Source organism: Streptomyces sp. NPDC041968, from assembly GCF_055589025.1.
The window spans coordinates 545,336-571,717 of sequence record NZ_JBVJCB010000001.1 but is presented as its reverse complement, the minus strand read 5'-3'; the positions used below and the strand labels follow the sequence as shown (position 1 = coordinate 571,717).

General features: G+C 74.3%; 25 protein-coding genes and 1 riboswitch. Of the genes, 10 read left to right on the top strand and 15 right to left on the bottom strand.

Translation table 11 applies throughout. The features are described 5' to 3' along the window. The first annotated feature begins 113 nt into the window (after window positions 1–113). Entirely contained in the window at window positions 114–1,106 is a 993-nt protein-coding gene (locus ACZ6EG_RS02630; protein WP_469600911.1) for a GlxA family transcriptional regulator, read from the top strand. 183 nt (window positions 1,107–1,289) lie between these two features. Here ACZ6EG_RS02630 and ACZ6EG_RS02625 read toward each other — a convergent pair whose 3' ends face one another. Then, on the bottom strand, window positions 1,290–1,964 hold the full coding sequence (locus ACZ6EG_RS02625) for a lytic polysaccharide monooxygenase auxiliary activity family 9 protein (RefSeq protein ID WP_469600908.1): 675 nt from the start codon (window positions 1,962–1,964) through the stop codon (window positions 1,290–1,292). A gap of 392 nt (window positions 1,965–2,356) precedes the next feature. Here ACZ6EG_RS02625 and ACZ6EG_RS02620 point away from each other — a divergent pair, with 392 nt between their 5' ends. Further along, window positions 2,357–3,127: a calcium-binding protein gene (locus ACZ6EG_RS02620; protein WP_391967816.1), complete on the top strand. Its 771-nt coding sequence runs from the start codon at window positions 2,357–2,359 to the stop codon at window positions 3,125–3,127. Window positions 3,128–3,251: 124 nt separating this feature from the next. On the opposite strand, the gene ACZ6EG_RS02615 is transcribed toward ACZ6EG_RS02620, so the two are convergent. From ACZ6EG_RS02615 to ACZ6EG_RS02590, 6 genes are all read right to left on the bottom strand, one after another. Continuing rightward, window positions 3,252–4,094, bottom strand: coding sequence for an ECF transporter S component (locus ACZ6EG_RS02615; RefSeq protein ID WP_469600903.1), 843 nt, complete (start codon window positions 4,092–4,094; stop codon window positions 3,252–3,254). Then, window positions 4,091–5,767, bottom strand: a complete 1,677-nt coding sequence (locus ACZ6EG_RS02610) for an ABC transporter ATP-binding protein (RefSeq protein ID WP_469600900.1) — start codon at window positions 5,765–5,767, stop codon at window positions 4,091–4,093. The genes ACZ6EG_RS02615 and ACZ6EG_RS02610 overlap by 4 nt, the downstream gene beginning before the upstream one ends. Then, window positions 5,764–6,990: an energy-coupling factor transporter transmembrane component T gene (locus ACZ6EG_RS02605; protein WP_391967813.1), complete on the bottom strand. Its 1,227-nt coding sequence runs from the start codon at window positions 6,988–6,990 to the stop codon at window positions 5,764–5,766. Before ACZ6EG_RS02605 ends, ACZ6EG_RS02610 begins: the two co-directional genes overlap by 4 nt. After that, the gene (locus ACZ6EG_RS02600; protein WP_391967812.1) at window positions 6,977–7,654 is read right to left on the bottom strand and encodes an SCO2322 family protein; all 678 of its coding nucleotides are present in this window, start codon (window positions 7,652–7,654) and stop codon (window positions 6,977–6,979) included. Before ACZ6EG_RS02600 ends, ACZ6EG_RS02605 begins: the two co-directional genes overlap by 14 nt. Further along, window positions 7,651–8,919: a prenyltransferase/squalene oxidase repeat-containing protein gene (locus ACZ6EG_RS02595; RefSeq protein WP_469600896.1), complete on the bottom strand. Its 1,269-nt coding sequence runs from the start codon at window positions 8,917–8,919 to the stop codon at window positions 7,651–7,653. The genes ACZ6EG_RS02600 and ACZ6EG_RS02595 overlap by 4 nt, the downstream gene beginning before the upstream one ends. A 134-nt stretch (window positions 8,920–9,053) precedes the next feature. After that, a riboswitch (cobalamin riboswitch) is annotated at window positions 9,054–9,181 on the bottom strand. Beyond that, a complete protein-coding gene (locus ACZ6EG_RS02590) occupies window positions 9,172–9,852 on the bottom strand; it encodes a TetR family transcriptional regulator (RefSeq protein ID WP_469600894.1) in 681 nt (226 codons plus the stop codon). It overlaps the preceding riboswitch by 10 nt. A 192-nt stretch (window positions 9,853–10,044) precedes the next feature. Between ACZ6EG_RS02590 and ACZ6EG_RS02585 the strand changes: the two genes are divergently transcribed. Genes ACZ6EG_RS02585 through ACZ6EG_RS02575 form a run of 3 tightly spaced genes read left to right on the top strand, consistent with a single transcriptional unit; the run spans window position 10,045 to window position 13,246 of the window. Then, window positions 10,045–11,424, top strand: coding sequence for a glycosyltransferase family 4 protein (locus ACZ6EG_RS02585; RefSeq protein ID WP_469600891.1), 1,380 nt, complete (start codon window positions 10,045–10,047; stop codon window positions 11,422–11,424). Continuing rightward, window positions 11,418–12,152, top strand: coding sequence for a class I SAM-dependent methyltransferase (locus ACZ6EG_RS02580; protein WP_391967808.1), 735 nt, complete (start codon window positions 11,418–11,420; stop codon window positions 12,150–12,152). The genes ACZ6EG_RS02585 and ACZ6EG_RS02580 overlap by 7 nt, the downstream gene beginning before the upstream one ends. After that, on the top strand, window positions 12,149–13,246 hold the full coding sequence (locus ACZ6EG_RS02575) for a prenyltransferase/squalene oxidase repeat-containing protein (RefSeq protein WP_391967807.1): 1,098 nt from the start codon (window positions 12,149–12,151) through the stop codon (window positions 13,244–13,246). Before ACZ6EG_RS02580 ends, ACZ6EG_RS02575 begins: the two co-directional genes overlap by 4 nt. A 19-nt stretch (window positions 13,247–13,265) precedes the next feature. On the opposite strand, the gene ACZ6EG_RS02570 is transcribed toward ACZ6EG_RS02575, so the two are convergent. The 5 genes from ACZ6EG_RS02570 to ACZ6EG_RS02550 form a co-directional block, all read right to left on the bottom strand. Next, window positions 13,266–13,553: a hypothetical protein gene (locus ACZ6EG_RS02570; RefSeq protein ID WP_391967806.1), complete on the bottom strand. Its 288-nt coding sequence runs from the start codon at window positions 13,551–13,553 to the stop codon at window positions 13,266–13,268. A 110-nt stretch (window positions 13,554–13,663) separates the two neighbouring features. Continuing rightward, window positions 13,664–14,512: a hypothetical protein gene (locus tag ACZ6EG_RS02565; RefSeq protein ID WP_469600886.1), complete on the bottom strand. Its 849-nt coding sequence runs from the start codon at window positions 14,510–14,512 to the stop codon at window positions 13,664–13,666. Between the two features lie 143 nt (window positions 14,513–14,655). Continuing rightward, window positions 14,656–15,669: an N-acetylmuramoyl-L-alanine amidase gene (locus ACZ6EG_RS02560; RefSeq protein ID WP_469600883.1), complete on the bottom strand. Its 1,014-nt coding sequence runs from the start codon at window positions 15,667–15,669 to the stop codon at window positions 14,656–14,658. A 22-nt stretch (window positions 15,670–15,691) separates the two neighbouring features. Further along, entirely contained in the window at window positions 15,692–16,342 is a 651-nt protein-coding gene (locus ACZ6EG_RS02555) for a class I SAM-dependent methyltransferase (protein ID WP_469600881.1), read from the bottom strand. Between the two features lie 191 nt (window positions 16,343–16,533). Then, a complete protein-coding gene (locus tag ACZ6EG_RS02550) occupies window positions 16,534–18,303 on the bottom strand; it encodes an MFS transporter (RefSeq protein WP_391967802.1) in 1,770 nt (589 codons plus the stop codon). Window positions 18,304–18,552: 249 nt separating this feature from the next. Here ACZ6EG_RS02550 and ACZ6EG_RS02545 point away from each other — a divergent pair, with 249 nt between their 5' ends. Then, window positions 18,553–20,001 (top strand): MFS transporter, encoded by a 1,449-nt coding sequence (locus ACZ6EG_RS02545; RefSeq protein WP_391967801.1) that lies wholly within the window; start codon window positions 18,553–18,555, stop codon window positions 19,999–20,001. A gap of 173 nt (window positions 20,002–20,174) precedes the next feature. Continuing rightward, window positions 20,175–21,050 (top strand): MaoC/PaaZ C-terminal domain-containing protein, encoded by an 876-nt coding sequence (locus tag ACZ6EG_RS02540; protein WP_469600876.1) that lies wholly within the window; start codon window positions 20,175–20,177, stop codon window positions 21,048–21,050. A 73-nt stretch (window positions 21,051–21,123) separates the two neighbouring features. Here the strand turns inward: ACZ6EG_RS02540 and ACZ6EG_RS02535 are convergent, their stop codons facing one another. After that, window positions 21,124–21,291 carry a hypothetical protein gene (locus ACZ6EG_RS02535; protein WP_391967799.1) on the bottom strand — a complete coding sequence of 56 codons (168 nt, stop codon included), beginning with the start codon at window positions 21,289–21,291 and terminating at the stop codon, window positions 21,124–21,126. A gap of 97 nt (window positions 21,292–21,388) precedes the next feature. Continuing rightward, window positions 21,389–22,609 (bottom strand): hypothetical protein, encoded by a 1,221-nt coding sequence (locus ACZ6EG_RS02530; protein ID WP_469600872.1) that lies wholly within the window; start codon window positions 22,607–22,609, stop codon window positions 21,389–21,391. Between the two features lie 198 nt (window positions 22,610–22,807). Between ACZ6EG_RS02530 and ACZ6EG_RS02525 the strand changes: the two genes are divergently transcribed. Genes ACZ6EG_RS02525 through ACZ6EG_RS02515 form a run of 3 tightly spaced genes read left to right on the top strand, consistent with a single transcriptional unit; the run spans window position 22,808 to window position 25,743 of the window. Next, window positions 22,808–23,674: a Nif3-like dinuclear metal center hexameric protein gene (locus ACZ6EG_RS02525; protein ID WP_391967797.1), complete on the top strand. Its 867-nt coding sequence runs from the start codon at window positions 22,808–22,810 to the stop codon at window positions 23,672–23,674. Beyond that, entirely contained in the window at window positions 23,671–24,414 is a 744-nt protein-coding gene (locus tag ACZ6EG_RS02520; RefSeq protein WP_391968280.1) for a zinc ribbon domain-containing protein, read from the top strand. Before ACZ6EG_RS02525 ends, ACZ6EG_RS02520 begins: the two co-directional genes overlap by 4 nt. 24 nt (window positions 24,415–24,438) lie before the next feature. Then, window positions 24,439–25,743, top strand: coding sequence for a bifunctional RNase H/acid phosphatase (locus ACZ6EG_RS02515; protein ID WP_469600869.1), 1,305 nt, complete (start codon window positions 24,439–24,441; stop codon window positions 25,741–25,743). On the opposite strand, the gene eda is transcribed toward ACZ6EG_RS02515, so the two are convergent. Further along, window positions 25,718–26,377, bottom strand: coding sequence for a bifunctional 4-hydroxy-2-oxoglutarate aldolase/2-dehydro-3-deoxy-phosphogluconate aldolase (eda, locus tag ACZ6EG_RS02510; protein WP_391967795.1), 660 nt, complete (start codon window positions 26,375–26,377; stop codon window positions 25,718–25,720). The two genes, ACZ6EG_RS02515 and eda, sit on opposite strands and share 26 nt — an antisense overlap. Between the last annotated feature and the right edge of the window lie 5 nt (window positions 26,378–26,382).

Here is a 26,382-nt window from a genome sequence, read left to right as displayed (position 1 = left end):
AGTTCACCGACGCGGTGACCTGCGCTCATGACGCTACGGCCGGTCCGGTGGCGTCGGCAATGTCGTCTAACCTGCAGATACCGACATCGCTGGTGCCGAGTACGGGGGGTCCGGTGCGCACCGTCAGCCGTCTGATCGTCGTCGTCCTCTTCGAGGGCGTCGACCTGCTCGACGTCACCGGGCCGCCGGAGGTGTTCTCCCTGGCCCGGCGCGAGACGGACGAGGCGGCGGGCTACGACGTCGTCCTCGCCGCCGAGACCATGGTCCCGGTCACCACCGGCGCGGGGGTCCGCGTCCTGCCCGACACCACCTTCGGCGAGCTGCGCACCAGGGCCGTCGACACCCTGATCGTGCCCGGCGCCGTCGAGGTGGACGACCGGGGCCGGGTGCACCCGCTCACCGACCCCGGCGTGGTGGAGCGGGTGCGGCAACTCGCCGCCCGCTCCCGGCGGGTGACGTCCGTCTGCGTCGGGGCGCACATCCTGGCGGCGGCCGGGCTGCTCGACGGCAAGCGCGCCACCACCCACTGGTCGACCGCGCGGCGGCTCGCCGAGGACCATCCGGCCGTCGAGGTCGACGCCGACCCGATCTTCATCCGCGAGGGTGACGTCTGGACCGGCGCGGGCATCAGCGCCTGCCTCGATCTCTCGCTCGCCCTGATCGCCGACGACCTGGGCGAGGACGTCGCCCTGCGCGTCGCCAGGCAGCTCGTGATGTACCTGAAGCGGCCGAGCGGGCAGAGTCAGTTCAGCGTCCCCCTGGAGCGGGTCTCCGCCACGCGGCGGGTCGAGGAGCTGAGGCACCACATCATGCGCCATCTCGCCGAACCGCTCACCGTCGCGGACCTCGCCGCCCGCGCGCACGTCAGCGACCGCCAGCTCACCCGGATCTTCAAGACCGAACTCGGCACGACCCCGCACGCCTACATCGAGTCGGCCCGCGTCGAGGCGGCCCGCCATCAGCTCGAATCGACCGACGCCACCCTGGAACGGATCGCCTCCGCCTGTGGCTTCGGCACCGTCGACACCCTGGTCAGGGCGTTCCGCCGGCGCCTGGACGCGACCCCGACGGAGTACCGGCGGCGGTTCCGGACCACTCCCGCCTGAACCCGCGTCCCGTCCCCGCGTCACGGAACCCCGAGCGCGGAAGCCCGAGCGCGGAAGCCCGAGCGCGGAAGCCCCGTCGGGGCAGGTGGCCTGGGGGCCCCTGCCCCGACGGGGCTCGGTCTGCCGGGCGGGCGGCTCACCGGCGCCCGGCGAAGGCCGGTGCCGTGCGCGGCGCTCCTCGGCTCAGCCGAAGTTCACGTCGCTGCACCACATGTACGCCTGGTCGAGGTGCGAGGCCTGCCAGATCACGAACACGATGTGGTGTCCGGTGTACCCGGAGGTCTGCACGGGGAAGGTGATGTTCTGCGCCGGGGCGTAGCGGCCGGTCTGCGTGATGAAGTCGAGGTTGCCCCAGCCCAGGGTCTGGGTCTTGGGGTCGAAGCCCTGCTTGCTCACGTAGACCTTGAAGTAGTCGGCACCGTGGGACGCCTGGTCGTACAGCTGCACCGAGAAGTTGTTGCCGACGTTGGTGGTCTTCCACTGGCCGGGCTTGTTCAGGCTGGCGTTCCTCGACAGGTTGTTGCTGCAGAGCGTCCCGTCGGGGGTCTTCGCCTGGAACTGGCCGCCGAGGCCGTCGCGGAGGGCGCTCATCCAGTTCCACATGGTGTCGGCGTTGGCCTGGAAGGCCTGCCAGCACATGGGGTCCTGGGTCTGCATGGCCGGGTTCGTGTGGTTGCTGCCCCACGTCTTCCAGCACTGGTAGGCGCGGGTGGCGGGACCGACGATGGTGCCGTGGGCCTGGGCGGGGGTCGACCAGGCCAGGGCGCCGGCGACCACGGCGAACAGCATGACGAGCGCCTGGAGAGGCCGGCGGAGGGCCGACCGAGAACGCCCGGTTAACGGACTCGTTGTGCGCATGTGGGGGGAACTCCTTCCAGAGGCAAGGCTGTAATGGGAGCGCTCCCAAAGTGACGACTCCTCAGTGAAATGTCAATGAAACAGACAAACTTGATCACGGGGGTGGGTCGCGGTCGGGGAATCCGCCCTGGTGCGGGCGCCGGCGCCCCTCCCGAAATGGGCATCAGCCCCTCCCGAATCGGGCGTCGGCCCCTCCCACGGCGACTCCGGAACCACTCCATGCCGTCGAGTCCCACCCATCGCATCCGGAGGGGCAACGGCTTACCATGACGCCGCGTCAGTTCACGGTCCCGCGCATCCGGGCCGGCAGAGGAGACCGCCGTCACGGCCGAGTCCCCGCCAGCACCACGCAAGCCGTTCGGTCAACCGTCACTCCATCGAGATGAGGTTCCATGAACCGAAACCGAACCGCCGTCGGCGCGTTCGTCGTGGCCCTGTGCACCGCCGGCCTCGCCCTCGGCCCGGCGACCGCCGCGAGCGCCGCCGAGGCGAAGTCCCGCGTCGGAGCCGACTGGGAGACCCAGTCGATCGTCTTCACGGCCGCCGCGGGCCACACCAACGACCTCAACGTCTTCTTCATGTACACCAGCGACGGCATCCAGCGGATCGGCTTCCGCGACGTGGTACCGCTCCAACCGGGCGACCACTGCGCGCACTCCTCGCCCGAGGACACCACCGCCGTCGTCTGCGAACTGCCCGCCGAAGGCCCCCGTCCCGACCGGATCGACATCCACCTCGGCGACGGCGACGACACGGTCGCCGCCTTCACCCCCGGGGTCGGCACCGTCAGCGGTGGCTCCGGTGACGACGAACTGCACGCCCACACGGCGCGCACGGTGCTGGGCGGTGACGGGGACGACATGGTCATGGGGCCCGCCGTGCTGCACGGCGGCGACGGCATGGACCACCTCATGGGTGACGGCGAGAACCAGCGGATGTGGGGTGGCGCGGGCGACGACATGATCGAGGGCTACGGCGGCGACGACGCCGTGTACGCCGGCTCCGGCGATGACCACGCCATGGGCGGGGACGGCCGCGACATCCTCCTCGGCGGCCCCGGCGACGACATGCTGCACGGCGAAGGCGGCGACGACCTCGTCGGTGGCGGCCCCGGCAAGGACACCGCCGACGGCGGACCCGGCCGCGACATCGTCCTCCCGTAGGCGCACCCGGCGCACCGTCCTCCCGTGCGCGCGCCGCCCCCTACGAAGGCCCCGCCCCGCGGCGCGACCGGCGTCGCGGGCGCGGGGCCGGCGCCGGTCGGCGCCCGCGGTCACGGGGGGCGGTTCACCTCGTCGGCCGCTCGAAGGCGACCGGCGCCTCGAAGGCCGCCCGGCGGGTGGCCCGGCGCAGCGCCTTCAGGACCGGCGTGCCGAGCGCGAGGGTCAGGACCACCGTCACGGCGGCGCGGCCCCCGTCCCAGCCGAGGGACGTGGCCAGGCAGTAGGCGACGAAGCGGGCCAGGTTGTCCGGGACGGACGCGTCCGGGTCGAAGGCGATGTTCGAGGCGAGCCTGTTCATGAAGGTCCAGCCCGCGAGGTTCATCACCGTGCCGTAGGCGAACGCGGCCAGGAAGCCGTACGCGGCGAGCACGAGCAGCTCCGCACGGCCGCGCAACCGGTCGGGGAAGGGCAGCAGACCCGCGCCCATCGTGAACCAGCCCATCGACAGCATCTGGAACGGCAGCCACGGGCCCACCCCGCCCGTGAGCAGCGCGGACGCGAACATGGTGACCGAGCCGAGGACGAAGCCGAAGCCGGGGCCCAGGACCCGGCCGCTCAGCACCATCAGGAAGAACATCGGTTCCAGACCGGCCGTCCCCGCGCCGATGGGGCGCAGCGCCGCGCCCGCCGCCGCCAGCACGCCGAGCATCGCCACGGCCTTGGGGCCGAGGCCCGACTCCGAGATCGTCGCCGCGACCACCGCCACCATGAGCACCAGGACACCCGCGAACAGCCACGGCGCGTCCTGGGTGTGGGCGTTGACCGAGGCGTCCGGCGGCGCGAGGAAGGGCCAGCCGAAGCCCGCCACCCCCACCGCGCTGACCAGCACGAGGGCGGCGACGGAACGGGGGCCGAGGCGGACGGCGCGGGCCTGGCGGTCACGGGGAGCGGTGCCGGCGCCGGTCATGCCAGGGCCTCCCGCACCTGGGCGACCGTCAGCCACTTCCGCGGTGCCAGCACCTTGGCGACCTGCGGCGCGAAGGACGGCGAGGCCACCACGACGTCCGCCGCCGGACCGTCGGCGATCACCTCGCCCTCGGCGAGCAGGACCACCCGGTCGGCCAGCTCGGCGGCCAGCTCCACGTCGTGCGTGGCCAGCACGATCGCGTGGCCCTCGGCGGCCAGGCCGCGCAGGACACCGGCCAGCCGGGCCTTGGCCGCGTAGTCCAGGCCGCGCGTCGGCTCGTCCAGGAGCAGCAGCGGCGGGCGGGCCGTCAGGACCACGGCCAGGGCGAGGGTGAGGCGCTGGCCCTCGGAGAGGTCACGGGGGTGGGTGTCGTCGGTGACGCCGGGCAGCAGCTCCGTCAGCAGGGCGCGGCAGGTGCCCTCGGCCGCCTCCGCGTCCCGGTCGGCGGCCCGGCACTCGGCGGCGACCGTGTCGGCGTACAGCAGGTCGCGCGGCTCCTGCGGAACCAGGCCCACCCGGCGGACGAGATCCCGGGGGGAGGTGCGGTGCGGTACGGCGTCGCCGGTCCGCACCGAGCCCGAGGACGGCTCGACGAGGCCGACGAGGGCGGACAGGAGGGTGGACTTCCCGGCGCCGTTGCGGCCCATGAGGGCGACCGTCTCGCCGGGGGAGACGGTCAGGTCGACGTCGCGCAGCGCCTGGATCCGGTCGCGGCGGACGGCCAGGGAACGGACCTCGGCGGCGTACGGGGCGGGGGCGGAGGGCGTCCGCGGGGCAGCCCCGCCGCGCCACCGCCGGCGGGGAGCGGGGGGTGCCGGGAGCGTGGCGGCCGGCGGCGTGCGGCCCGGGATCTCCCGGCCGGCCAGCCGGTCCCGCAGCGGGGCCGCACGGCGCCGGGCGTCCCGGACCGTCAGCGGCAGCGGCGACCAGCCCGCCAGCCTGCCCAGCCCCACCACCGGCGGGTACACCGGGGACACGGCCATCACCTCGGCCGGCGGGCCGAGGACCGGGGCCGCGCCGGGGGACGGGAGCAGGACGACCTGGTCGGCGTACTGGACGACCCGCTCCAGGCGGTGCTCGGCCATCAGGACCGTCGTGCCGAGGTCGTGGACGAGGCGCTGGAGGACGGCCAGGACCTCCTCCGCCGCGGCCGGGTCCAGGGCCGAGGTCGGCTCGTCCAGGACGAGCACTTCGGGGTGCGGAGTGAGGACCGAGCCGATCGCGACGCGCTGCTGCTGGCCGCCGGAGAGCGTGGCGATCGGGCGGGCCCGCAGGTCGGACAGGCCCAGCAGGTCGAGGGTCTCCTCGACCCGGCGGCGCATCACGTCCGGAGGGAGGCCGAGGGACTCCATGCCGTAGGCGAGTTCGTCCTCGACGGTGTCCGTCACGAAGTGGGAGAGCGGGTCCTGGCCGACGGAGCCGACCACGTCGGCGAGTTCGCGCGGCTTGTGGGTGCGGGTGTCGCGGCCGGCCACGGTGACCCGGCCGCTCAGCGTGCCGCCGGTGAAGTGCGGCACGAGGCCGCTGACGGCACCGAGCACGGTGGACTTGCCGACGCCGGACGGACCGGCGAGCAGGACGAGTTCGCCTTCGGGAACCTCGAAGTCGATGCCCCGGACGGTGGGCGCGGCCGCGCCGTCGTACGTGACCGACACGTCCTCGAAGCGGATCACGACGACTCCTTGGCGGGTACGGGATCGGGGGCGGGGGCGACGAACGCCGGAAGCAGGCCGATCAGTACGGCCGCCGCCGGCCACAGTGGCAGGGTGGGGGCGACCAGGGGGACCACTCCGGGGTGCAGGGCAGCCGGCTCGCGGGCGGCGGCGAGGAACATCAGGGCCGCGACCGCGACGCCGGAGGCGGTGACCAGCCAGGCGCGGGCGTCCCAGCGGTCGGGGCGGTAGCGGGTGCGAACGGTCCGGCGACCGCCGAGCCACAGCCCGGCCAGGGCCGCGGCGACGCCGAGCACGAGCACCGGGACGCCGTACGTGCCGCCCGCGGCGGTCAGCAGCCCGTACGTCCCCGCGCAGACGCCGAGCAGGCCGCCCAGGGTGAGCGCGGCGGTGGTCCGGCGTACGGGGGCGGGGACCTGGGCGGTGCGGCCGTAGCCGCGGGCGTCCATCGCGGCGGCGAGGGCGACGGAGCGCTCCAGCGCGCCCTCCAGCACCGGGAGTCCGACCTGGAGCAGGCCGCGCACACCCCTGTCGGGTCGCCCCCGCAGGCGGCGGGCGGCGCGCAGGCGCTGGACGTCGGCGATGAGGTTCGGGGCGAAGGTGAGGGCCACGACGACGGCCACGCCCATCTCGTACAGGGCGCCGGGGAGGGACCTGAGGAGGCGGGAGGGGTTGGCGAGGGCGTTCGCGGCGCCCACGCAGACCAGGAGGGCGGCCAGCTTCATCGCGTCGTACAGCGCGAAGGCGAGGCCCTCGGCGGTGACCCGGCCGCCGAGCCGGATGCCCTGCGCCCAGTCGGGGAGGGGGACTTCGGGGAGGGTGAAGAGGGTGTGCGTGCCGGGGATGGGGGAGCCCAGGACGGTGGTGAACAGCAGGCGGATGACCAGGACGGCCAGGGCGAGCTTGACGAAGGCGCCGTAGGAGCGGGACCAGGGGGCGTGGGGGCGGCGGGTGATGACCACGTAGGCGGAGACGGTGACGAGGAGGGCGAGGAGGAGGGGGTTGGTGGTGCGGGTGGCGGCGGTGCCGAGGGCCAGCGCCCAGAGCCACCAGGCGCCGGGGTGCAGGCTCTCGGGGCGGTGGCGGGGGGCGGGGCCGCCCGCCCGGGCCGCCGGAGCCTCCCCGGCGGGTGCGTATCCGGCCTCCGCCCGGGTCGCGGCGGTGCGACCGCCCGCGGCCGGGACGTGCGCCGGGGTGCCGGGGGCAGGGTCAGTCGGTGGCATTCCGGCGCCGCCTCGCCTGCCAGGTCGCCGCTCCGGCGAGGACCGCCACCAGGGCGATGCCCGCGTAGAGGCCGACCGAGGGGCCGTCGTCGTCCCGGGTACTCGTCCCGTCCGCGGCCGCCGTCGCCGTCGGCTGCTCCTTCTTCCCCTCCTGCTTCTGCCCCTGCCCCGACACCTGGTCGCCGCAACCCGCCTTCGGGTACCCCGCGATGGCGCACAGCAGGGCGTTGGTGTCGTAGCGCAGGGGGCCCGCGACGGCGGCCAGGGCGTCGGCCGTCGTCGCGTCGGGGGAGACCCGGGCGCAGGCCGTGCGCGGAGCCGGTGGGTTCTCGCCGGCCGGGGCGTCGGACGCGGTGCCGAAGTCGAGGACGAGGGCGACGCGCTTGCTGCCGTCCTCGGCCGGTGTCTTCGCGCAGATCGACGCGAAGCCGGCGGTGCCGCGCGGCTGGGCCGCGTCGTCCGAGTTCTCGCTCACCGAGAAGCGGAAGCCCTGGACGTCGCCGTCGGAGGGGCGGACGAGGGACGGGCCCTGGGTGGCGTAGATCCACCGGTCGCCGTCGCGGTCCCAGAAGGACCAGTAGCGGTAACCGGCGGCCTGCGCCTGGCCCGCGGTCCCGATCAGCAGGAACGCGGCCAGGAAGAGGAGGACGACGCGGCGCCTCACGGCTGCCGCTTCTTGTTGCGGCCGCTCAGCAGGAAGCCGACGCCGATGCCGAAGACCAGGCAGACGCCGACGAACCACCAGACGCCGAAGCCGGAGTCGTCCTTCTCGTCGTTCTCCTTCGCACCGTCCTCGTCGCTCGCGGTGGCGCTGTCGCTCACCTTGCCGCCCTGCGGGCTCGGACCCGTCGCGTTCAGCGCCGCCACCAGGTCGGTGCCGCCGAAGGCACGCGGGTCGGTGCCGGTGGCGTGGGCGGCGAGGATCAGCTGGGCGTAGGCGGCCGGGCCGCTCTGCGCGGCCCACTTGGCGCTGTTCTTCTCCAGCCACGCCAGCGGCTTCGCCGCCTGGTCGGCACCGCCCTGCGCGGCGAGTGCGACGACCGCGTCGGCGGTGTTGCCGTAGTCGGGCTGGTCGGCGGAGCCGCCGAGGGCGGACGTGAGGTGGCCCTTCTCGGCGACGGCCGCGGCGAGGTGGGCGGCGCCGTTCGCGGCGGCCTGCTCGCGGGTGGGCTTCTTCGCGTCGGTGCAGGTGGCGGCGGCGGACTTCGCACCGGCCTCGGTGACCAGGCCCTTGCCGAGCGCGCCGAGGACACCGGCGGCCGTCGCGTCCGCGTTGGCGAGCAGCTTGCCGTCCTTGTCGGGCTGGAAGGCGAAGGCGCCCGCGCCCTTGTCCGCGGCACAGGGCAGCGCGAACGTCAGCAGGGCGTCGTACGGCGACCTGCCGTCCTTGACGACCTGCTCGGGGTCGCTCTCCGTGGCGGTCAGCGCGCCGATGACGACGGACGTGGAGTTGGCGTCGCTGGGGCCGCCGGGGGTGTAGCCCCAGCCGCCGTCCTCGTTCTGCACGGACTTCAGCCACTCGAGGGCGGACTCGACGACGTCGCCGTGCCCGCCGACGGCCCACAGCGCCTGGACGGCGGCAGCCGTGCTGTTGGTGTCGACCATGGTCTTGGCGTCGCAGGCCTTGGCCGGGTCGGCCCGGTACGGGGCGAAGGCGCCGCTCGCGCACTGCTGCCCGGTGAGCCACTCCACGGCGGCCGGCGACGGGACCACGCCCACGGTGTCCTGGGCGAGCAGCGCGAGGGACTGCCGCCAGACGCCGTCGTACTGGGGGTCGGCGGTGCCGTACAGCCCGGAGGACCCGGACGTGGCCGGGGCGGACGCGGAGGCGGACGGTGACGGATCGGCGGCGACCGCGGGCGCGGCGGCGGCGCCGATCACGGCTATGGCGGCCAGGGCCGCGGCGCTGCTGCGACGGCGGACGTTCATGATCGGCGGGTGCCTTTCCCTGCGCGGAGTCGGGCAGCACGGGCACCCCCGGGCGGCTCGGCCCCGTATGCCTCGACGGTGCCCGTGCGCCGGCGGGTGCCGGACACGTGAGCCGGTCACGTCCGCCCGGGGCAGTCCGGCTCACCGGCCGCGCGGGCCCTCACGGGGTGCGGCGAACGGCTCACGGTTGCGGGTCAGCGCCGGAATTGCACCGGCTTCCCCCCGTACGGGTGTGATGACGACGCGGCCACTTTACCCGGAGGCGACAGGGCCGGTCCGGGGCGCCCGTCCGCCCGCCCCGGGGCCCGCCAGGTCGATCAGCCGGCACACCGTCTCGATGTCCGCGCCCACCTGCGCGAGCGACGCCCGGCCGGAGAGCCAGGCGATCAGGGTGGAGTGCCAGGTGTGCTCGACGACGCGGACCGCGGAGAGCTGCTCGGCGGTGGGGGCCTCCGGTCCGCCCATCGCGTCCAGGATGATCGCCGTGGTCTGCCGGGAGACCTGGTCGACCTCCGGGGAGACGCTGCGGTCGGCGAAGGTCAGGGCCCGGGTCATCGCCTCGGCCAGCCGTGGTTCGCGTTGCAGGGCGGCGAAGGCCCGCATCAGCGTCTGCGCCACCCGGTCGGCCGCCGTGGCCCCGGTCGGCGGGCTCTTGCGCAGGGTGCCGTGCAACTGCTCCAGCTGGTCGTGCATGGTCGCGACCAGCAGATGGACCTTGGACGGGAAGTACCGGTAGAGCGTGCCGAGGGCGACCTGCGAGGACTCCGCTACCTCCCGCATCTGCACCGCCTCGAAGCCGCCCCGGCAGGCCAGCCGGGCGGTCGCGTGCAGGATGCGGCGGCGCCGGGCCCGCTGCCGCTCGGTGAGCGGCGGGCCGGCGGGCCGACGCGCCGGACGGGAGGCTTCCGCTTCCGGGTTCTCCACCTCGGCCACCTCCTCCCCCTCGTCCGGCCCGCCGGGCGCCGCACGGGGCGCCCGGCCGTGGCGTGAATCACCTGATCCACTCGTCACAGCGCACCTACCTGCCGGTAGATTCGGAGCCTCTGACGATCAAGTCTGAAACTTGTTCTAGATTAACGTCCCGGCATAGTGTCGCGGGACAATGCAGTGAGAAGGGGGCCCCGAGTGACCGCTGAGGCCAGTCGGACGGGTGCCCGTCCCGAGCCCGCCGCCGACGGCATGCGACCGCTCCGCATCGCGCTCCTCACCTACAAGGGGAACCCGTTCTGCGGCGGCCAGGGCGTCTACGTGCGTCACCTCTCCCGCGAACTGGCCCGCCTCGGCCACCGGGTGGAGGTCATCGGCGCCCAGCCCTACCCCGTGCTGGACGAGGGTCTCGGGGACCGGCTGTCCCTCACCGAGCTGCCCAGCCTCGACCTCTACCGCCAGCCCGACCCCTTCCGCACCCCGAAGCGCGACGAGTACCGCGACTGGGTCGACGCGCTGGAGGTCGGCACGATGTGGACCGGCGGCTTCCCCGAGCCGCTGACCTTCTCGCTGCGCGCCCGCCGCCATCTGCGCGCCCGCCGCGGCGACTTCGACGTCGTCCACGACAACCAGACCCTCGGCTACGGGCTGCTGGGTGACGTGGGCGCCCCCCTGGTCACCACGATCCACCACCCCATCACCGTCGACCGGCAGCTCGAACTCGACGCCGCGGACGGCTGGAAGCGCCGGTACTCCGTGCGCCGCTGGTACGCCTTCACCCGCATGCAGAAGCGCGTCGCCCGCCGCCTGCCCTCGGTGCTCACCGTCTCCGGCACCTCCCGCCGGGAGATCATCGACCACCTCGGCGTCCGGGACGACCGTGTCCACGTCGTCCACATCGGCGCCGACACCGACCTGTTCTCGCCCGATCCGTCGGTGCCCGTGGTGCCGGGCCGGATAGTGACGACGTCCAGCGCGGACGTGCCGCTCAAGGGCCTGGTCTTCCTCGTCGAGGCGCTGGCGAAGACGCGCACCGAGCACCCCCGCGCGCACCTCGTCGTCGTCGGCAAGCGGCCCGCCGAAGGGCCCGTCGCGCAGGCCATCGAGCGGTACGGGCTCGAAGGCGCCGTCGAGTTCGTCAAGGGCATCACGGACGCCGAACTGGTCGACCTGGTGCGCTCCGCCGAGGTCGCGTGCGTGCCGTCGCTGTACGAGGGGTTCTCGCTGCCGGCCGCCGAGGCCATGGCGACGGGCACAGCGCTGCTGGCCACCACCGGCGGGGCCGTCCCGGAGGTCGCCGGACCCGACGGGGAGACCTGCCTCGCGGTGCCGCCGGGCGACGCGGGCGCTCTGGCCGCCGGGTTGAACCGGCTGCTCGGCGACCGCGAACTGCGGGTACGGCTCGGCGCGGCCGGCCGCGAACGCGTGCTGCGGCACTTCACCTGGGCCCGCGCCGCCGAGGGCACGGCCGCCCACTACCGCGAGGCCGTCGGCCCCCTTGCGACCTCCTCCGGGGCCGTCCCCGCGGTCCCCACCAGTGACACCGGCGTCTACCCCGAAAGCAGGGCCACGTGCTGACCGTCGACTTCTCCCGGTTCCCGCTCGCCCCGGGCGACCGCGTGCTGGACCTCGGCTGCGGGGCCGGCCGGCACGCGTTCGAGTGCTACCGGCGCGGCGCCCGGGTCGTCGCGCTGGACCAGAACGCGGAGGAGATCCGCGAGGTCGCCAAGTGGTTCGCGGCGATGGAGGAGGCCGGTGAGGCCCCGGCCGGCGCCACCGCCACCGCGATGGAGGGCGACGCGCTGGCCCTGCCCTTCCCGGACGAGTCCTTCGACGTCGTCATCATCTCCGAGGTGATGGAGCACATCCCCGACGACAAGGGCGTCCTCGCCGAGATGGTCCGCGTCCTCAAGCCCGGCGGGCGCATCGCGATCACCGTGCCCCGCTACGGCCCCGAGAAGGTCTGCTGGACCCTCTCCGACGCCTACCACGAGGTCGAGGGCGGCCACATCCGCATCTACCGCGCGGACCAGCTCCTCGCCCGCATCCGCGAGGCGGGCCTGAGGCCCTACGGCACCCATCACGCGCACGCGCTGCACTCGCCGTACTGGTGGCTGAAGTGCGCGTTCGGCGTCGACAACGACAAGGCGCTGCCCGTGCGGGCGTACCACAAGCTGCTGGTCTGGGACATCATGAAGAAGCCGCTGGCGACACGGGTCGCCGAGCAGGCGCTGAACCCGCTGATCGGCAAGAGCTTCGTGGCGTACGCGACCAAGCCGCACCTGCCGCCGGTGGACGCCGCGTGACATCGCCCCACAGCCCCCACAGCCCTCGCACCCCCCGAACCGAACACCTGGTACTGCCCGGCGTCCTCACCGACGCCGAGGCCGCCGCGACCGTCCGCGGCATCCTCGCCGCGCAGCGCGAGGACGGCGCCATCCCGTGGTTCCGCGGGCACCACCTCGACCCGTGGGACCACGTCGAGGCCGCCATGGCGCTGGACGCGGCCGGCGAGCACGAGGCCGCCGAGCGGGCGTACGAGTGGCTGGCCCGGCACCAGAACCCGGACGGCTCCTGGTACGCGGCCTACGCCGACGGCGACTTCGGCGACGTCACCGACCGCGGCCGGGAGACCAACTTCGTCGCCTACGTCGCGGTCGGCGTCTGGCACCACCACCTCGCCACCGGCGACGACACCTTCCTGGACCGGATGTGGCCCGTCGTGCACGCGGCGGTCGAGTTCGTGCTGGGCCTCCAGCAGCCGGGCGGGCAGATCGGCTGGCGGCGCGACGACGACGGCACGGACGCCACCGACGCCCTGCTGACCGGCAGCTCCTCCATCCACCACGCGCTGCGCTGCGCGCTCGCCATCGCCGAGCAGCGCGAAGAGCCGCAGCCCGACTGGGAGCTGGCGGCGGGCGCACTGCGGCACGCCATCCGCCGCCACCCGGAGCGGTTCCTGGACAAGGGCCGCTACTCGATGGACTGGTACTACCCGGTGCTGGGCGGCGCGCTGACCGGCACCGAGGCGAGGTCCCGCATCGCGGAGAGCTGGGACCGCTTCGTAGTCCCGGGCCTCGGGGTGCGCTGCGTCGTCCCCAACCCGTGGGTCACGGGAGGGGAGTCGGCCGAACTCGCGCTCGCCCTGTGGGCGGTGGGCGAGTCCGACCACGCCCTGAAGATCCTCCAGTCCATCCAGCACCTGCGGGACGCGGACAGCGGCCTGTACTGGACGGGCTACGTCTTCGACGACGACGCCGTCTGGCCGCGGGAACTGACCACGTGGACGGCCGGCTCCGTGCTGCTCGCCGTGGCCGCGCTCGGCGGACACGAGGCGACCTGCCAGGTCTTCTCCGGCGATCGCCTGCCCCGGGGGCTGGACCCGGACTGCTGCGTCTGAGCGGTGAGCGGACGGGCGGTCAGCGGTGGCCGACGCGGCCGGCGATGGCGTGGCCGATGAGGAGGTAGACCACGGCGGCCAGGCCGTAGCCGGCGACGACACGCGCCCACGCCTCGTCGAAGGTGAACAGGTCGCGGGACCAGCCGGCGAGCCAGTTGGCCGCGTCATGGACGAACTGCACCAGGTCGTTGCCCCGGTTGGCGTCCAACAGGTACATCAGTATCCACAGGCCGAGGATGAGGGCCATGATGTCCGCGACGACCGCGATGGCCCTGCCCGCGGAACTGGATCCGTGGTATCTAGACATGCCTTGCGTATGGCCCCGGAAGCCGGACGGAAACCTGTGCGAACGGCCCCCCTTCCGGAACCGGGTCCGGAAGGGGGGCCGTTGGGCCGGGCACGGGGCCTCGCGCGGGCTCAGCCGCGCTGGATGCCCGAGGTGTCCTGGAGGACGCCGCGGCGGCCGTCCTGCGTCTGGGCGACCAGGTTCGCGCCGCGCTGCTCGACGGCCAGGTACCAGGTGCCCGGCGCCAGCTCGGCGATCGGCGTGGGCGAGCCGTCCTCCGCGAACAGCGGACGCGGCACCGGCACGGCGAACCAGAACGGCGAGAAGTCCCCCGCCGGCTGCGCCTGCGCCTGCTGCGGGGCCTGCGGCTGCGGCTGACCCGCGTGCGGCTGGCCGCCGAAGGACGGACCCGGCTGACCCGGCTGACCGGGCTGGCCGCCGTACGGCTGCTGCTGCGCGCCCGGGTAGCCGTAACCGCCCTGGGGCTGGCCGCCGTAGGGCTGCGGCGCGGCCGGCCGGGCGGCCGGGATCAGGGCGCCCTTGAGGGCCGGGACCAGCGGGGTGGCGACGGCCGCGGCGGCCATGACCAGGGTGGCGATGAGGGCCAGGATCAGGCCCAGGCCCGCGCCCAGGTCGCCGATGAAGCCGCCGTCGCCGTCGAAGGCGCCGGCCGGGTCGAAGATGTTGCCGAGCGCGCACCAGGCCGCGAAGACCGTGAACGCGACGCCGAACTGGCCGAGATCCAGCCCCGCCACCTTCTTCGGCTGCGGCAGCGCGCGCGCCACGACGACCAGCGCGGCCCCGATGAGGCCCGCCAGGACGACACCGAGCACGACCGGCCCACTGCCCCACAGGCTGGGGATGTCGGCGCTGTCCGAGGCGCCTTCGATCGAGTAGATGTCGAGGAACGACGCGATGAACAGCAACACCGCTGCTCCGATCACCACGCCGTCGCCTCGAGTGAGGGAGCGGATATTCACTTCAGGTCCTTCGTAGGTCGTCTCGTCGTCGGTAGAGGCGTCGCTGTCACCATGTCGCCGTCAGGTTCCGGAGTGAAGCGCGGGGGTGGCCCCTCATCGTACGGATGACACTATCGTCCGCACATCGGGGCTGTCCGCAGGGATCAGCGCGCCGATCGCTGTCCGCGCAGGAAACTCACGATTCCCTCAGACATCCCTTGCGCGGCCTTCTGCCGCCAGGAGCCACTGGTCAGCAGCGCCGCGTCCGCACCGTCGCGCATGTTGCCGCACTCGATGAACACCTTGGGAACCGTTGACAGATTGAGACCGCCCAGGTCCGTGCGCGTGACGAGACCGGTGCCGCCACCGACGTAGTTGGAGGGCGCACTGCCCGTGGCACGGACGAAGTTGCCCGCGACGCGCTCACCCAACTCGGCGGACGGGGCGACGATGGCACGGGTGTCGGCCGCGCCGTCGCGTACGGAGCCCGGCAGGATCACGTGGAAGCCGCGGTTGCCGGCGCCCGACCCGTCGGCGTGGATCGAGATGGCGGCGTCCGCCTTCGCCTCGTTGCCGATCCGGGCCCGCTCGTCCACGCAGGGTCCGTACGAACGGTCGTCGTCCTGCGTCAGTTTCACCGTGGCGCCCTGCTGCTGGAGCAGGGTGCGCAGCCGGTGGGCGACGTCCAGGGTGAACTTCGCCTCCGGCCAGCCCGCGTCGGTGGCCGTGCCGGTCGTGTCGCACTCCTTCCAGTGCGTACCGACGTTCACCTTGCGGTTGATCTCGGCGGTGTGCCGGAAGTTGCCCGGGTTGTGCCCCGGGTCGATGACGACGACCTTGCCCTTGAGAGGCCCGGACGCAGCGGCGGGCGCGGACTCGGAGGGGGAGGGCTTCCTCGTGGTGGCGGTGGGTGGAGGGGACGAGCCCGTCGGCGCCTTGGCGTCGCCGGTTGCGGAGGAGGTCGCGGAGGACGGAGTGCCGGAGGACGGCGCCTGCGACGTGCGCTCGGCCGCGCGGTCCGCGCCGCCCCCGGCGTCGTCCGGACCGCCGACCGCCGCGTACACCCCCCACCCGAGCAGCGCGCCGGGAACGAGCGCGGCGATCGCCACGGTCAGCGGCCGGCGCAGGGGGGAACGGCGGGGCTGGGGTGGATCGAAGTCCGGGCCTGTGTACGACACGCAGCGACTCTAGACCGCGCCCTCAGATCCCCGCGCCGGTTCGCCGCAGGACGCGCAGCGAGTCGGTCACCGAGACCTCGGTGAACGCGCCGGACGCCAGGGCCCGGAGGTAGACGCGGTACGGGGCCTGACCGGTGAACTCGTCGGCCGGTTCCGGGAAGACGTCGTGGATGACCAGGAGGCCGCCGTCTGCCACGTGCGGTGCCCAGCCCTCGTAGTCGGCGCCGGCGTGCTCGTCGGTGTGGCCGCCGTCGACGAAGACCAGGCCGAGCGGGGCGTTCCAGACCGACGCGACCTGGGGCGAGCGCCCGACGAGAGCCACCACGTGCTCCTCCAGGCCGGCCCGGTGGAGGGTGCGGCGGAAGGTGGGGAGGGTGTCCATCACGCCCAGTTCGGGATCGACCGTCTCCGGGTCGTGGTACTCCCAGCCCGGCTGCTGCTCCTCGCTGCCCCGGTGGTGGTCGACGGTGAGCGCGGTCACCCCGGCCCGGCGGGCGGCGTCGGCGAGCAGGACGGTGGAGCGCCCGCAGTACGTACCGACCTCCAGCAGCGGCAGCCCGAGCCGGGCCGCCTCCACGGCCGCCGCGTACAGGGCGAGGCCCTCGCGCGCGGGCATGAACCCCTTCGCGGCCTCGAAGGCGGCGAGGGTGGAGGGGGCGGGGGCCGCGGACATGAGGGTGCCTTTCGGTGGTGCTGGTGCTGGTGCTGGTGCTGGTGCTGGTGCGGGTGCGGGTGCGGGTGCGGGTGCGGGTGTGGACGGGGTCGGGGCCGGTGCCGGGGTGGCGGGCGCGTGTCGGCGCCCCATGCTGCCGCACCCCCCGCCGCGTGGTGCGACAGGGGGTGCGGGAGCCGTGGCGGTGCGGGTCAGGCCGAGACCGTCTCGCCCGGCAGGGTCAGGTCCAGGTCCACCGGCCGGTCGCCGCCGGTATGGGTGGCGGAGTGGGCGAGCGGGCCGTGGCCCGCGGCGCGGGCGGCCAGGACGTACGGCCCCCCGGCGGGGACCGCGAGGACGTAGCCGCCGTCCCCGTCGGAGAGGGTCGCGCCCGCCTGGCGGCCGTGCCGGTCGATCAAGGTGACCTTGGCACGGGCGACGGGGGAACCGTCGGCGGTGAGGACCCGGCCGCGGAAACCGCGCGGCGCGTCGCCGTCCCGGGGCTCCCCGGCGAGTGCCCGCTCGGCGCGGGCCAGGTTCGCGTCCTCCTCGCTGCTCGCGCGCAGCTGCGTGGTGGTGGCCGGGCGGCGGCGGGGGAGGAAGAAGGCCAGCGCCAGACCGGCGGCGACCGCGCCGGTCGCGATCAGGAAGGAGACGCGGAAGCCGTGCATGGTGGGGACCGCGACACCGCCCACGTCGTTCGCGGTGTTGGCCAGCACCATGCCGATGACGGCGCTCGACACCGACGTACCGATGGACCGCATCAGGGTGTTGAGGCCGTTGGCGGCGCCCGTCTCCGAGGCCGGGACCGCGCCGATGATCAGGGCGGGCAGGGAGGAGTAGGCGAGGCCGATGCCGGCGCCGATCAGCACCGAGGTGACGACGGTCTGCCAGGCGGCGCTCATCAGACCGAGGCCGCCCGCGTAGCCGGCCCCGATGATCACCAGGCCGAGGAGCAGCGTCGTGCGCGGGCCGTACCGGGCGGAGAGACGGGCGTACACCGGCGCGGTGAACATCATCGTCAGGCCCAGCGGGGCCACGCACAGACCCGCGACGACCATCGACTGCCCCAGGCCGTAACCGGTCTCGGAGGGCAGCTGGAGGAGCTGCGGCAGGACGAGCGAGATGACGTAGAAGGAGACACCGACCATGATCGAGGCGAGGTTGGTGAGCAGCACCTCTCGGCGGGCGGTGGTGCGCAGGTCGACCAGCGGGGCCTTGACGCGCAGTTCCATCAGGCCCCACAGGAACAGGACCACGGCGGCGGCGGCGAACAGGCCCAGCGTGGTGGGCGACGACCAGCCCCAGTCGCTGCCCTTGGTGATCGGCAGGAGGAAGAGGACCAGACCGGCCGCGAGACCGAGCGCGCCCGGCAGGTCGAAGGAGCCCTTGGCGCGCAGCGGCGACTCCGGGACGACCAGGAGGGTCAGGGCGATGGCGAGGACGCCGAGGCCGGCGGCACCGTAGAACAGGGCGTGCCAGTCGGTGTGCTGGGCGACCAGGGCAGCGGCGGGCAGCGCCAGACCACCGCCGACGCCGATCGAGGAGCTCATCAGCGCCATCGCCGAGCCGAGCCGCTCGCGGGGCAGCATGTCGCGCATCAGTCCGATGCCGAGGGGTATCGCGCCCATGGCGAAGCCCTGGAGGGTACGGCCGACGATCATCGGGAGCAGGGCGTCGGTGAACGCGCTGACCAGCGCGCCCACCACCATCACCGACAGGCTGGCGATCAGCATGCGGCGCTTGCCGAACAGGTCGCCGAGGCGGCCCATGATGGGCGTGGCCACGGCTCCCGAGAGGAGGGTGGAGGTCAGGACCCAGGTGGCGTTGCCGGGCGTCGTGTCCAGGAGCCGGGGCAGGTCCTTGATGACCGGGACGAGCAGGGTCTGCATCACCGCGACGACGATGCCCGCGAAAGCGAGCACCGGGACGGTGGCCCCGCTCGCTGTGCGGGCGGGCTCGTCGGTCGTCGTGTGGGACATGGGGTGAGGCCTCCAGGCCGGGGTGCGGCGCGTACGGTGCGGACAGAGCGGGAAGAGCGGTACGGGATGTGTGCTGACTGAACCTCGTGCGCCGGGGCAACTATTCCGTTGCTTCGAGTCGCTAACGAATTCTTGACCTTCTCTTGGGGGGAGGGGAGCTTCGCGGCGACGGTGGGTCCGCGGGCCTAGGACCGGCCGGGGACCAAATACCGATGCAAGGGGCGCTCCCGCGTTGAGACCATGACACCCATGCTCGACGCCACCGGTACCACCGCCACCGCCCGGATATCCCCCCGCCGTACGCCCCCCACCTGGCTCGTCGTGGCGCTCGCCTGCGCCGGACAGTTCCTGGTCGTGCTCGACATCTCCGTCGTCAACGTCGCCCTGCCGTCGATGCGGTCCGACCTCGGACTGAGCCCGCAGGGGTTGCAGTGGGTGGTCAACGCCTACGCCATCGGCTTCGCCGGGTTCCTGTTGCTCGGCGGCCGGGCCGGCGACCTGTACGGGCGCAAGCGGATGTTTCTGGTGGGGCTCGGTCTCTTCACACTGGCCTCGTTCGGCGGCGGCCTCGCCCAGGAGGGCTGGCAGCTGCTGGTCGCACGGGCCGTGCAGGGGCTGGGGGCGGCGGTGCTGGCGCCGTCGACGCTGACGATCCTGACCGCGGCGGTGCCGGAGGGCGCGGCCCGGGCCCGGGCGATCGCGACCTGGACCGCCGTGGGCGCGGGTGGCGGCGCCGCGGGCGGACTGGTGGGCGGCATCCTCGTGGACGGGTTGTCCTGGCGCTGGGTGCTGCTGATCAACGTGCCGGTGGGCGCGGTGGTGTTGACCGGCGCCGTGCTGTGGCTGACCGAGAGCCGGGCCGGCGAGCGGCGGCGCCTCGACCTGCCGGGTGCGCTCCTGGTGACCGCCGGACTGGCCACGCTGGCCTACGGCATCTCCCGGACCGAGTCCGAGGGCTGGACGGCGGTGGCGACCCTGGTGCCGCTGCTGGCCGGGCTCGCGCTGCTGGGGCTGTTCCTGCTCGTCGAGGCGCGCACCGCGACCCCGCTGATGCCGCTGGGGCTGCTGCGGCTGCGGTCGGTGGCGTCGGCGAACGCGGCGATGCTGGTGTCCGGCTCGTCGATGTTCGCGATGTGGTTCTTCATGACGCTGTACGCGCAGAACGTGCTGGGCTACTCCCCGCTGGAGGCCGGCCTCGCCCTCGTGCCCAGCTCCCTCGCGGTGGTCCTCGGCTCGAAGGCGGCACCGCGCTTCATGCCGGTGATCGGCGCCCGGAACGTGGCCGTGCTGGGCACGCTGGTGGCGGCGGTCGGCTTCGGCTGGCAGTCGACGATGACCGCCGACGGCGCGTACGTGACCGCGATCATGATCCCTGGGGTGCTGATGATGCTGGGCGCGGGGCTGGCGGCGACTCCGCTGGCGTCGCTGGCCGTCTCCGGGGCCGCCGCGGGGGACGCCGGACTGGTCTCCGGGCTGATCAACACCTCCCGGACGATGGGCGGTTCGCTGGGCCTCGCCGTGATGTCGACGATCGCGGCGACCCGGGCCGGGGGAGAGCACGCGGGGCCCGTGGCGCTGACGGAGGGGTACGCGCTGGTGTTCCGCACGGCGACCGTGGTGCTGGTCGCCGGCGCGGCCCTGATGTGGGCGTGGCTGCCGGCGGCGAAGCCGCGCGAGGAGCGGGCGCCGCGGGCGTAGGGCCTCGCGGGGGGGGCGGGTGGTCCGGTGTCCGGCGCCCGGTGCGGGGCGGGGCCGCCCCCCGGGGTGCCGGTCCTGCGCGGCCGGCGTCCCGTACCGTCGTGCCCGACGTGCGTCCGCCGTGCGCGCCCGCCGACGTCCGCCGTGCCCCAGGTGACAGGAGAGCCGGAGCCATGCCCATCGACGCAGCCCGGGCGCTCGCCGCCGCACCCCGCGTCCGCGAGATCGCCTGGGACCACAGGGATGTCATCCTCTACCACCTCGGCATCGGCGCCGGCCGTCCCGCCACCGATCCCCACGAGTTGCGCTACACCCTGGAGTCCCGGCTGCACGTCCTGCCGAGCTTCGCGACCGTCGCGGGCGGCGGACCGCCGGGAGTCATCGGCGGGCTGTCCACGCCCGGTGTCGACGTCGACCTCGCCCGGGTCCTGCACGGCGGGCAGTACCTGCGCCTGCACCGGGCCGTACCGACGCGGGGCCGGGCGCGCGCGGCCTCGCACCTCGTCGCCGCGTACGACAAGGGCACGGCGGCCGTCCTCGTCCTGCGCACCGAGGTCACCGACGAGGACGGGCCGTTGTGGACCGACGAGGCCGAGATCTTCGTACACGGGGAAGGGGGGTGGGGCGGTGCGCGGGGACCGTCCGGGTGCCCGGCGCCACCGCCCGCCGAGCCACCGGACCACGTGGCCGAGGTGCCCGTACGCGAGGACCAGGCGCTGCTCCACCGGCTCTCCGGCGACTTCAACCCCCTGCACGCCGACCCGGAGTTCGCCGCGCGCGCCGGTTTCGACCGGCCCGTCCTGCACGGCCTGTGCACCTACGGCGGCACGCTCAAGTCGGTCGTCGACGCGCTGCTGGACGGAGACGTGCGACGGGTGTGCGCGTACCGCACGCGCTTCGCCGGGGTCGTCTACCCGGGCGAGACGCTGCGGGTGCGGATGTGGAGGTCCGCGGACCGGGACGGCGAGGGCGCGGTGCGGGTGGCCGTGAGCGCCGTGGAGCGGGGCGACGCCCCCGTCCTGGCCGACACCGTCGTCCGGTACGCCTGACGGCGACGGCCCCGCCCGTCGGATGCGACGAGCGGGGCCGTGTGGCCGTCCCGTGTGCTTCTTCTCCGTGCCGTCAGGCGGCCGTCCCGGACTCCTCGGCCGGCTTGCGGTGGCGGCCCTGCGGGACCGTCCCGCCGTCCTGGCCGGCGACGGCTCCCCGGTGCCGGCCGTGGCCGGTCCCGATCTGGTCGAGCTCGGCGCCGTCGGCCTGTATGGACTGGGTCGTGCTGGCGTCGTTCATCGGAAGGAATTCACCCCGTCAACATGATCTTTCCTACAGCCGGGCGAGTGTAACCGGCACACCTCGGCCCGAATCCAGGCGGCCGTGCCGACCGGGACTACTTCGTTACAAGCCGCGCCAGCGGAGCCTGTTGCAACGGCACGGGACGTGGCGGAGCGGGGGCCGGGGCGGCCGAAGTGTCGGGTCTGTCCGGTGCGCCGAGTCCGTCGGGGCCGCCGGCGCCACCTGATCCGTCCGGCCCGCGCGGAGCGGACTCCTCCGCGTCCTCGGCGCTCCCGCTGCCCGAGCCCTCCGCTTCGGGCGCCGCCAGCCGGGCCACCGCGCACGGCGACGACGGTGTGGCGCACGGCAGCCGCAGCTCCCCGTCCGCGGTCCACAGCCCGGCCCCCGCCAGCCACCCCTCGGGTGCCGGAAGGTGCCGCACCTCCCGCTCGGCGGGCCGCCACACCGCCACCCAGCTTCCGAACGCGCCGTCCACGCGCAGCGCCACCGCGCAGCGTTCCGGCGTCAGCGCCTGACCCGGCTGGATCGCGAACGGTGTCACGACGCAGTCCGTCAGCCGCAGGCACTCCGGGAAGCGCACCGGCAACGTGCTGCCCAGCACGCCCCAGCCGAGCCGCCCCCGGCCTGGGGAGGGCGCGTCGGAGCGGATCAGTACCAGGCCGCTGTCCGGGTCGGCCAGCAGTATCCGGTCGTCGCTGTCCGCGGCGATCTGCAGCAGCGGCGACACCTCGCCGTCCCGCTCCAGGTCCACCACGACCGCCTTGGTGCGCCCCCCGGTCTCCCGGTCCACGGCCAGTATCCGGCCCGAGCGGTCCAGCCAGGCCCCGCCCGAGCAGCGGCCGGGGACCTCGGCGACCCGCTCGGGCCCGAAGGCGCCGCCCGCGACCTGCCACAGCACCGTCGCACGCGGGCCGACCGCCAGGGCGTACGCCCGCTCGCCCCCCGGGGCCGGCGGCAGCAGCCGCAGGCGGGTGGTGTCCGCGGGGCACTCGACCGCGCCGAGCGGCAGCTCACCCGTGCCGGGCCCGGTCGGGTAGAGGAGGGAGAAGAGGTGCCGGCCCGCCGCCGTACGGTGGACCAGCACCCGCCCGTCGCCCATCGGCTGCACCTCGGTACCGGGCTCCTCCGGCTGGTTGCCGGGCAGCGGCACCGCGTACGGCTCGGGGCCGTCGAGGGTCCAGCGCTCCGGGTACCAGGAGTCCCCGCTCCGGGCGAGGCGCGCGGCATAGGCGCCCTCCGCAGCGATGCTGCAGCCCGCCCGGGGCGGGCCGCCGCTCCCGGGATCCGCCGAAGGCTCGATAGCACAGGCTGTCATCGTTCGGTCACCTCCGGCGACGAAGCTAGTTATCGCACGCACGGGCGGGGCACCGGCAACCGTCTCCGTCACACAAACGTGTGGCACAGGAACGATTCGCCTGAGGGGTGGACGTGTGATGTGCTGCGGCGGACCGGGCCGGCCGCGGGGGCACGCTGCGGGTACGACGGCGCAGAACGGCCAGGTAGCCTTGCGTGCGTGCCGTCTCTGTCAGAAGTCATCGCCGCGCTGGAGAACCTGTGGCCCGCCGAGCGGGCCGAGTCCTGGGACGCGGTCGGCACCGTCGTGGGCGACCCCGACCAGCAGGTCTCCCGGGTCCTGTTCGCCGTCGACCCGGTCCAGGAGACCGTGGACGAAGCGGTGACGCTCGGCGCCGACCTCCTCGTCACCCACCATCCGCTGTACCTGCGGGGGACGACGACGGTGGCGGCCTCCACCTTCAAGGGCCGCGTGGTGCACACGCTCATCAAGAACGACATCGCCCTGCACGTCGCGCACACCAACGCCGACACCGCCGACCCCGGCGTCTCCGACGCGCTGGCCGGGGCGCTCGACCTGCGGGTCGTGCGGCCCCTGGTGCCGGACGCCGGCGACCCCGAGGGCCGCCGGGGTCTCGGCCGGGTGTGCGAGCTGGAGCACCCGCTGACCGTCCGCGAGTTCGCCGCCCGCGCCGCCGAGCGGCTGCCCGCCACCGCGCAGGGCATCCGCGTGGCCGGCGACCCGGAGGCCACCGTCCGCACGGTCGCCGTCAGCGGCGGTTCCGGCGACAGCCTCTTCGCGCACGTGCGGGCGGCCGGTGTCGACGCGTACCTCACCGCCGACCTGCGCCACCACCCCGCGTCCGAGTTCGTCGCGGACCGCGCCCACCGTCCTCTCGCGCTGCTCGACGCGGCGCACTGGGCCACCGAGTGGCCCTGGTGCGAGCTGGGCGCGGCCCAGCTCGACGAGATCTCCGACCGCCATGGCTGGGACCTCAGGGTCCACGTCTCCAAGACGGTCACCGACCCCTGGACCGCCCACGCGGCGTCCACCCCGACCTCCGACGCACTGGGAGCCCCCAACTGAAAGCCGCGCCCGCCGACCAGATCCGACTGCTGGACGTCCAGGCCCTCGACGTCCGTCTCCAGCAGCTCGCGCACAAGCGCAGGTCCCTGCCCGAGCACGCCGAGATCGACTCGCTGACCAAGGATCACACCCAGCTGCGCGACCTGCTCGTCGCCGCGCAGACCGAGGAGAGCGACTGCTCCCGCGAGCAGACCAAGGCCGAGCAGGACGTGGACCAGGTGCGCCAGCGCGCCACCCGCGACCAGCAGCGCCTCGACTCGGGCGCCGTCACCTCCCCGAAGGACCTGGAGAACCTCCAGCGCGAGATCGTCTCCCTCGCCAAGCGGCAGGGCGACCTCGAGGACGTCGTCCTGGAGGTGATGGAGCGCCGCGAGTCCGCGCAGGAGCGGGTCGCCGAGCTGACCGAGCGCGTCGGCGCCGTGCAGGGGAAGATCGACGACGCCACGGCGCGCCGGGACGCGGCCGTCGAGGAGCTGGACGCCGAGGCGGCCTCCGTGACCAAGGAGCGCGAGGTCGTCGCGGGCTCGGTCCCCGAGGACCTGCTGAAGCTCTACGAGAAGCTGCGCGGCCAGCAGGGCGGCGTCGGCGCGGCCAAGCTGTACCAGCGCAGCTGCCAGGGCTGCCGGCAGGAGCTGGCGATCACCGAGCTGAGCGAGATCCGCTCCGCGGCACCCGACACGGTCGTCCGCTGCGAGAACTGCCGCCGCATCCTGGTGCGCACGGCGGACTCCGGGCTGTAAGGGGCCGGTCGGGTGGGAGACGCGGTGGCAGGTCCGGCCGCTCCCGCACGGGAGTTCGTCGTCGAGGCCGACGGCGGTTCACGGGGGAACCCGGGACCCGCGGGCTACGGCGCCGTGGTGCTGGACGCGGTGACGGGGGAGACCCTCGTGGAGGCCGCCGAGTACCTCGGGGTCGCCACGAACAACGTGGCCGAGTACCGGGGCCTGCTGGCCGGCCTGCGTGCGGCGCGGGAGCTGGACCCGGAGGCGACCGTCCGGGTCCGCATGGACTCCAAGCTCGTCGTCGAGCAGATGTCGGGCCGCTGGAAGATCAAGCACCCCGACATGAAGCCGCTGGCGGCCGAGGCGGCGCGCGTCTTCCCGCCGGGGCGGGTGACGTACGAGTGGATGCCCCGCGCGAACAACAAGCACGCCGACCGCCTGGCCAACGAGGCGATGGACGCGGGAGCCCGGGGCGAACGGTGGTCGCCGTCGGGGTCGACGGCGGAGCCGGCCGCGGGCGACGCCCGCGCGGCGGCTGCCGCCGAGGCACCGGTCGTCGACGCCGCTCCCGGTGCCCGCGTCCTGGCCACGCCCGGAGCCGCGCTGCCGGCCGCTGCCGCGGACACCTCCGCGGGGGACGCCTCCGCGTCGGACGCCGCCGCAACGGCCGACGTAAGGGCCGCGAAGACCGTGGCCTCCCCGGGCTGGGGACCCCCCGACATGGGCGCCCCCGCCACCTTCGTCCTGCTCCGGCACGGGGAGACGCCCCTGACGCCGCAGAAGCGGTTCTCCGGGAGCGGCGGCAGCGACCCGTCCCTGTCGGCCGCCGGCCGGGAGCAGGCCGAGAAGGTCGCCGCGAGCCTCGCCCGGCGCGGCACGGTCCAGGCGGTCGTCGCCTCACCCCTCGCCCGCACCAGGGAGACCGCCGGGATCGTCGCCGCCCGCCTCGGTCTGGAGGTCACGGTCGAGGAGGGCCTGCGGGAGACCGACTTCGGCGCCTGGGAGGGGCTCACCTTCGGCGAGGTGCGCGAGCGGTACCCCGACGACCTGAACGCGTGGCTGTCCTCCCCGGACGCGGAACCGACCGGCGGCGGCGAGAGCTTCGCGGCGACCGGCGCCCGGGTCGCCGCCACCCGAGACAAGCTGGTCGCGGCGTACGGGGGCCGCACGGTACTGCTGGTGACCCACGTGACGCCGATCAAGACGTTCGTACGGCTGGCCCTGGGCGCTCCGCCCGAGTCGCTGTTCCGCATGGAACTGTCGGCGGCGTCCCTGTCGGCGGTGGCGTACTACGCGGACGGCGGCGCGAGCGTCCGCCTGTTCAACGACACGTCCCACCTGCGCTGAGCGCCGCCGCCTCGCGGGCGAGCCGCTCCACCCGCGCCCAGTCCCGGTCGGCCACCGCGTCCTTGGGAAGCATCCAACTCCCGCCCACGCAACCGACGTTGGGCAGTGCGAGGTACTCCGGTGCGGAGTCCGGCCCGATGCCGCCGGTCGGGCAGAAGCGGGCCTGCGGCAGCGGGGCGGCCAGCGCCTTGAGGTAGGCGGTGCCGCCCGCGGCCTCGGCCGGGAAGAACTTCATCTCCCGCACCCCGCGCTCCAGCAGCGCCACCACCTCGGACGTGGTCGACACCCCCGGCAGGAAGGGCACCCCGGACCCCCGCATCGCGTCCAGCAGCCTGTCCGTCCACCCCGGACTGACCAGGAACCGCGCCCCCGCCGCCACCACCTCACCGACCTGCTCCGGCGTGATGAGCGTGCCCGCGCCGACCACCGCGCCCGGCACCTCGGCGGCGATCGCGCGGATCGCGTCGACGGCGACCGGCGTCCGCAGCGTGACCTCGATCGCGGGCAGCCCGCCGGCGACCAGCGCACGGGCGAGCGGCACGGCGTCCGCGAGGTCGTCGACGACCACGACGGGCACGACGGGGGCGAGGTCCAGTACCGAGACGGCGGGGGAGGAGGGCAGCGGTGAGCTCATGCCCT

What these genes read in the sequence shown, in the direction of transcription:
- ACZ6EG_RS02625 (WP_469600908.1), bottom strand. Translation starts at nt 1,964, where the DNA reads ATGCGCACAACGAGTCCGTTAACCGGGCGTTCTCGGTCGGCCCTCCGC.
- ACZ6EG_RS02620 (WP_391967816.1), top strand. Translation starts at nt 2,357, where the DNA reads ATGAACCGAAACCGAACCGCCGTCGGCGCGTTCGTCGTGGCCCTGTGC.
- ACZ6EG_RS02615 (WP_469600903.1), bottom strand. Translation starts at nt 4,094, where the DNA reads ATGACCGGCGCCGGCACCGCTCCCCGTGACCGCCAGGCCCGCGCCGTC.
- ACZ6EG_RS02605 (WP_391967813.1), bottom strand. Translation starts at nt 6,990, where the DNA reads ATGCCACCGACTGACCCTGCCCCCGGCACCCCGGCGCACGTCCCGGCC.
- ACZ6EG_RS02595 (WP_469600896.1), bottom strand. Translation starts at nt 8,919, where the DNA reads ATGAACGTCCGCCGTCGCAGCAGCGCCGCGGCCCTGGCCGCCATAGCC.
- ACZ6EG_RS02570 (WP_391967806.1), bottom strand. Translation starts at nt 13,553, where the DNA reads ATGTCTAGATACCACGGATCCAGTTCCGCGGGCAGGGCCATCGCGGTC.
- ACZ6EG_RS02555 (WP_469600881.1), bottom strand. Translation starts at nt 16,342, where the DNA reads ATGTCCGCGGCCCCCGCCCCCTCCACCCTCGCCGCCTTCGAGGCCGCG.
- ACZ6EG_RS02550 (WP_391967802.1), bottom strand. Translation starts at nt 18,303, where the DNA reads ATGTCCCACACGACGACCGACGAGCCCGCCCGCACAGCGAGCGGGGCC.
- ACZ6EG_RS02545 (WP_391967801.1), top strand. Translation starts at nt 18,553, where the DNA reads ATGCTCGACGCCACCGGTACCACCGCCACCGCCCGGATATCCCCCCGC.
- ACZ6EG_RS02540 (WP_469600876.1), top strand. Translation starts at nt 20,175, where the DNA reads ATGCCCATCGACGCAGCCCGGGCGCTCGCCGCCGCACCCCGCGTCCGC.
- ACZ6EG_RS02535 (WP_391967799.1), bottom strand. Translation starts at nt 21,291, where the DNA reads ATGAACGACGCCAGCACGACCCAGTCCATACAGGCCGACGGCGCCGAG.
- ACZ6EG_RS02530 (WP_469600872.1), bottom strand. Translation starts at nt 22,609, where the DNA reads ATGACAGCCTGTGCTATCGAGCCTTCGGCGGATCCCGGGAGCGGCGGC.
- eda (WP_391967795.1), bottom strand. Translation starts at nt 26,377, where the DNA reads ATGAGCTCACCGCTGCCCTCCTCCCCCGCCGTCTCGGTACTGGACCTC.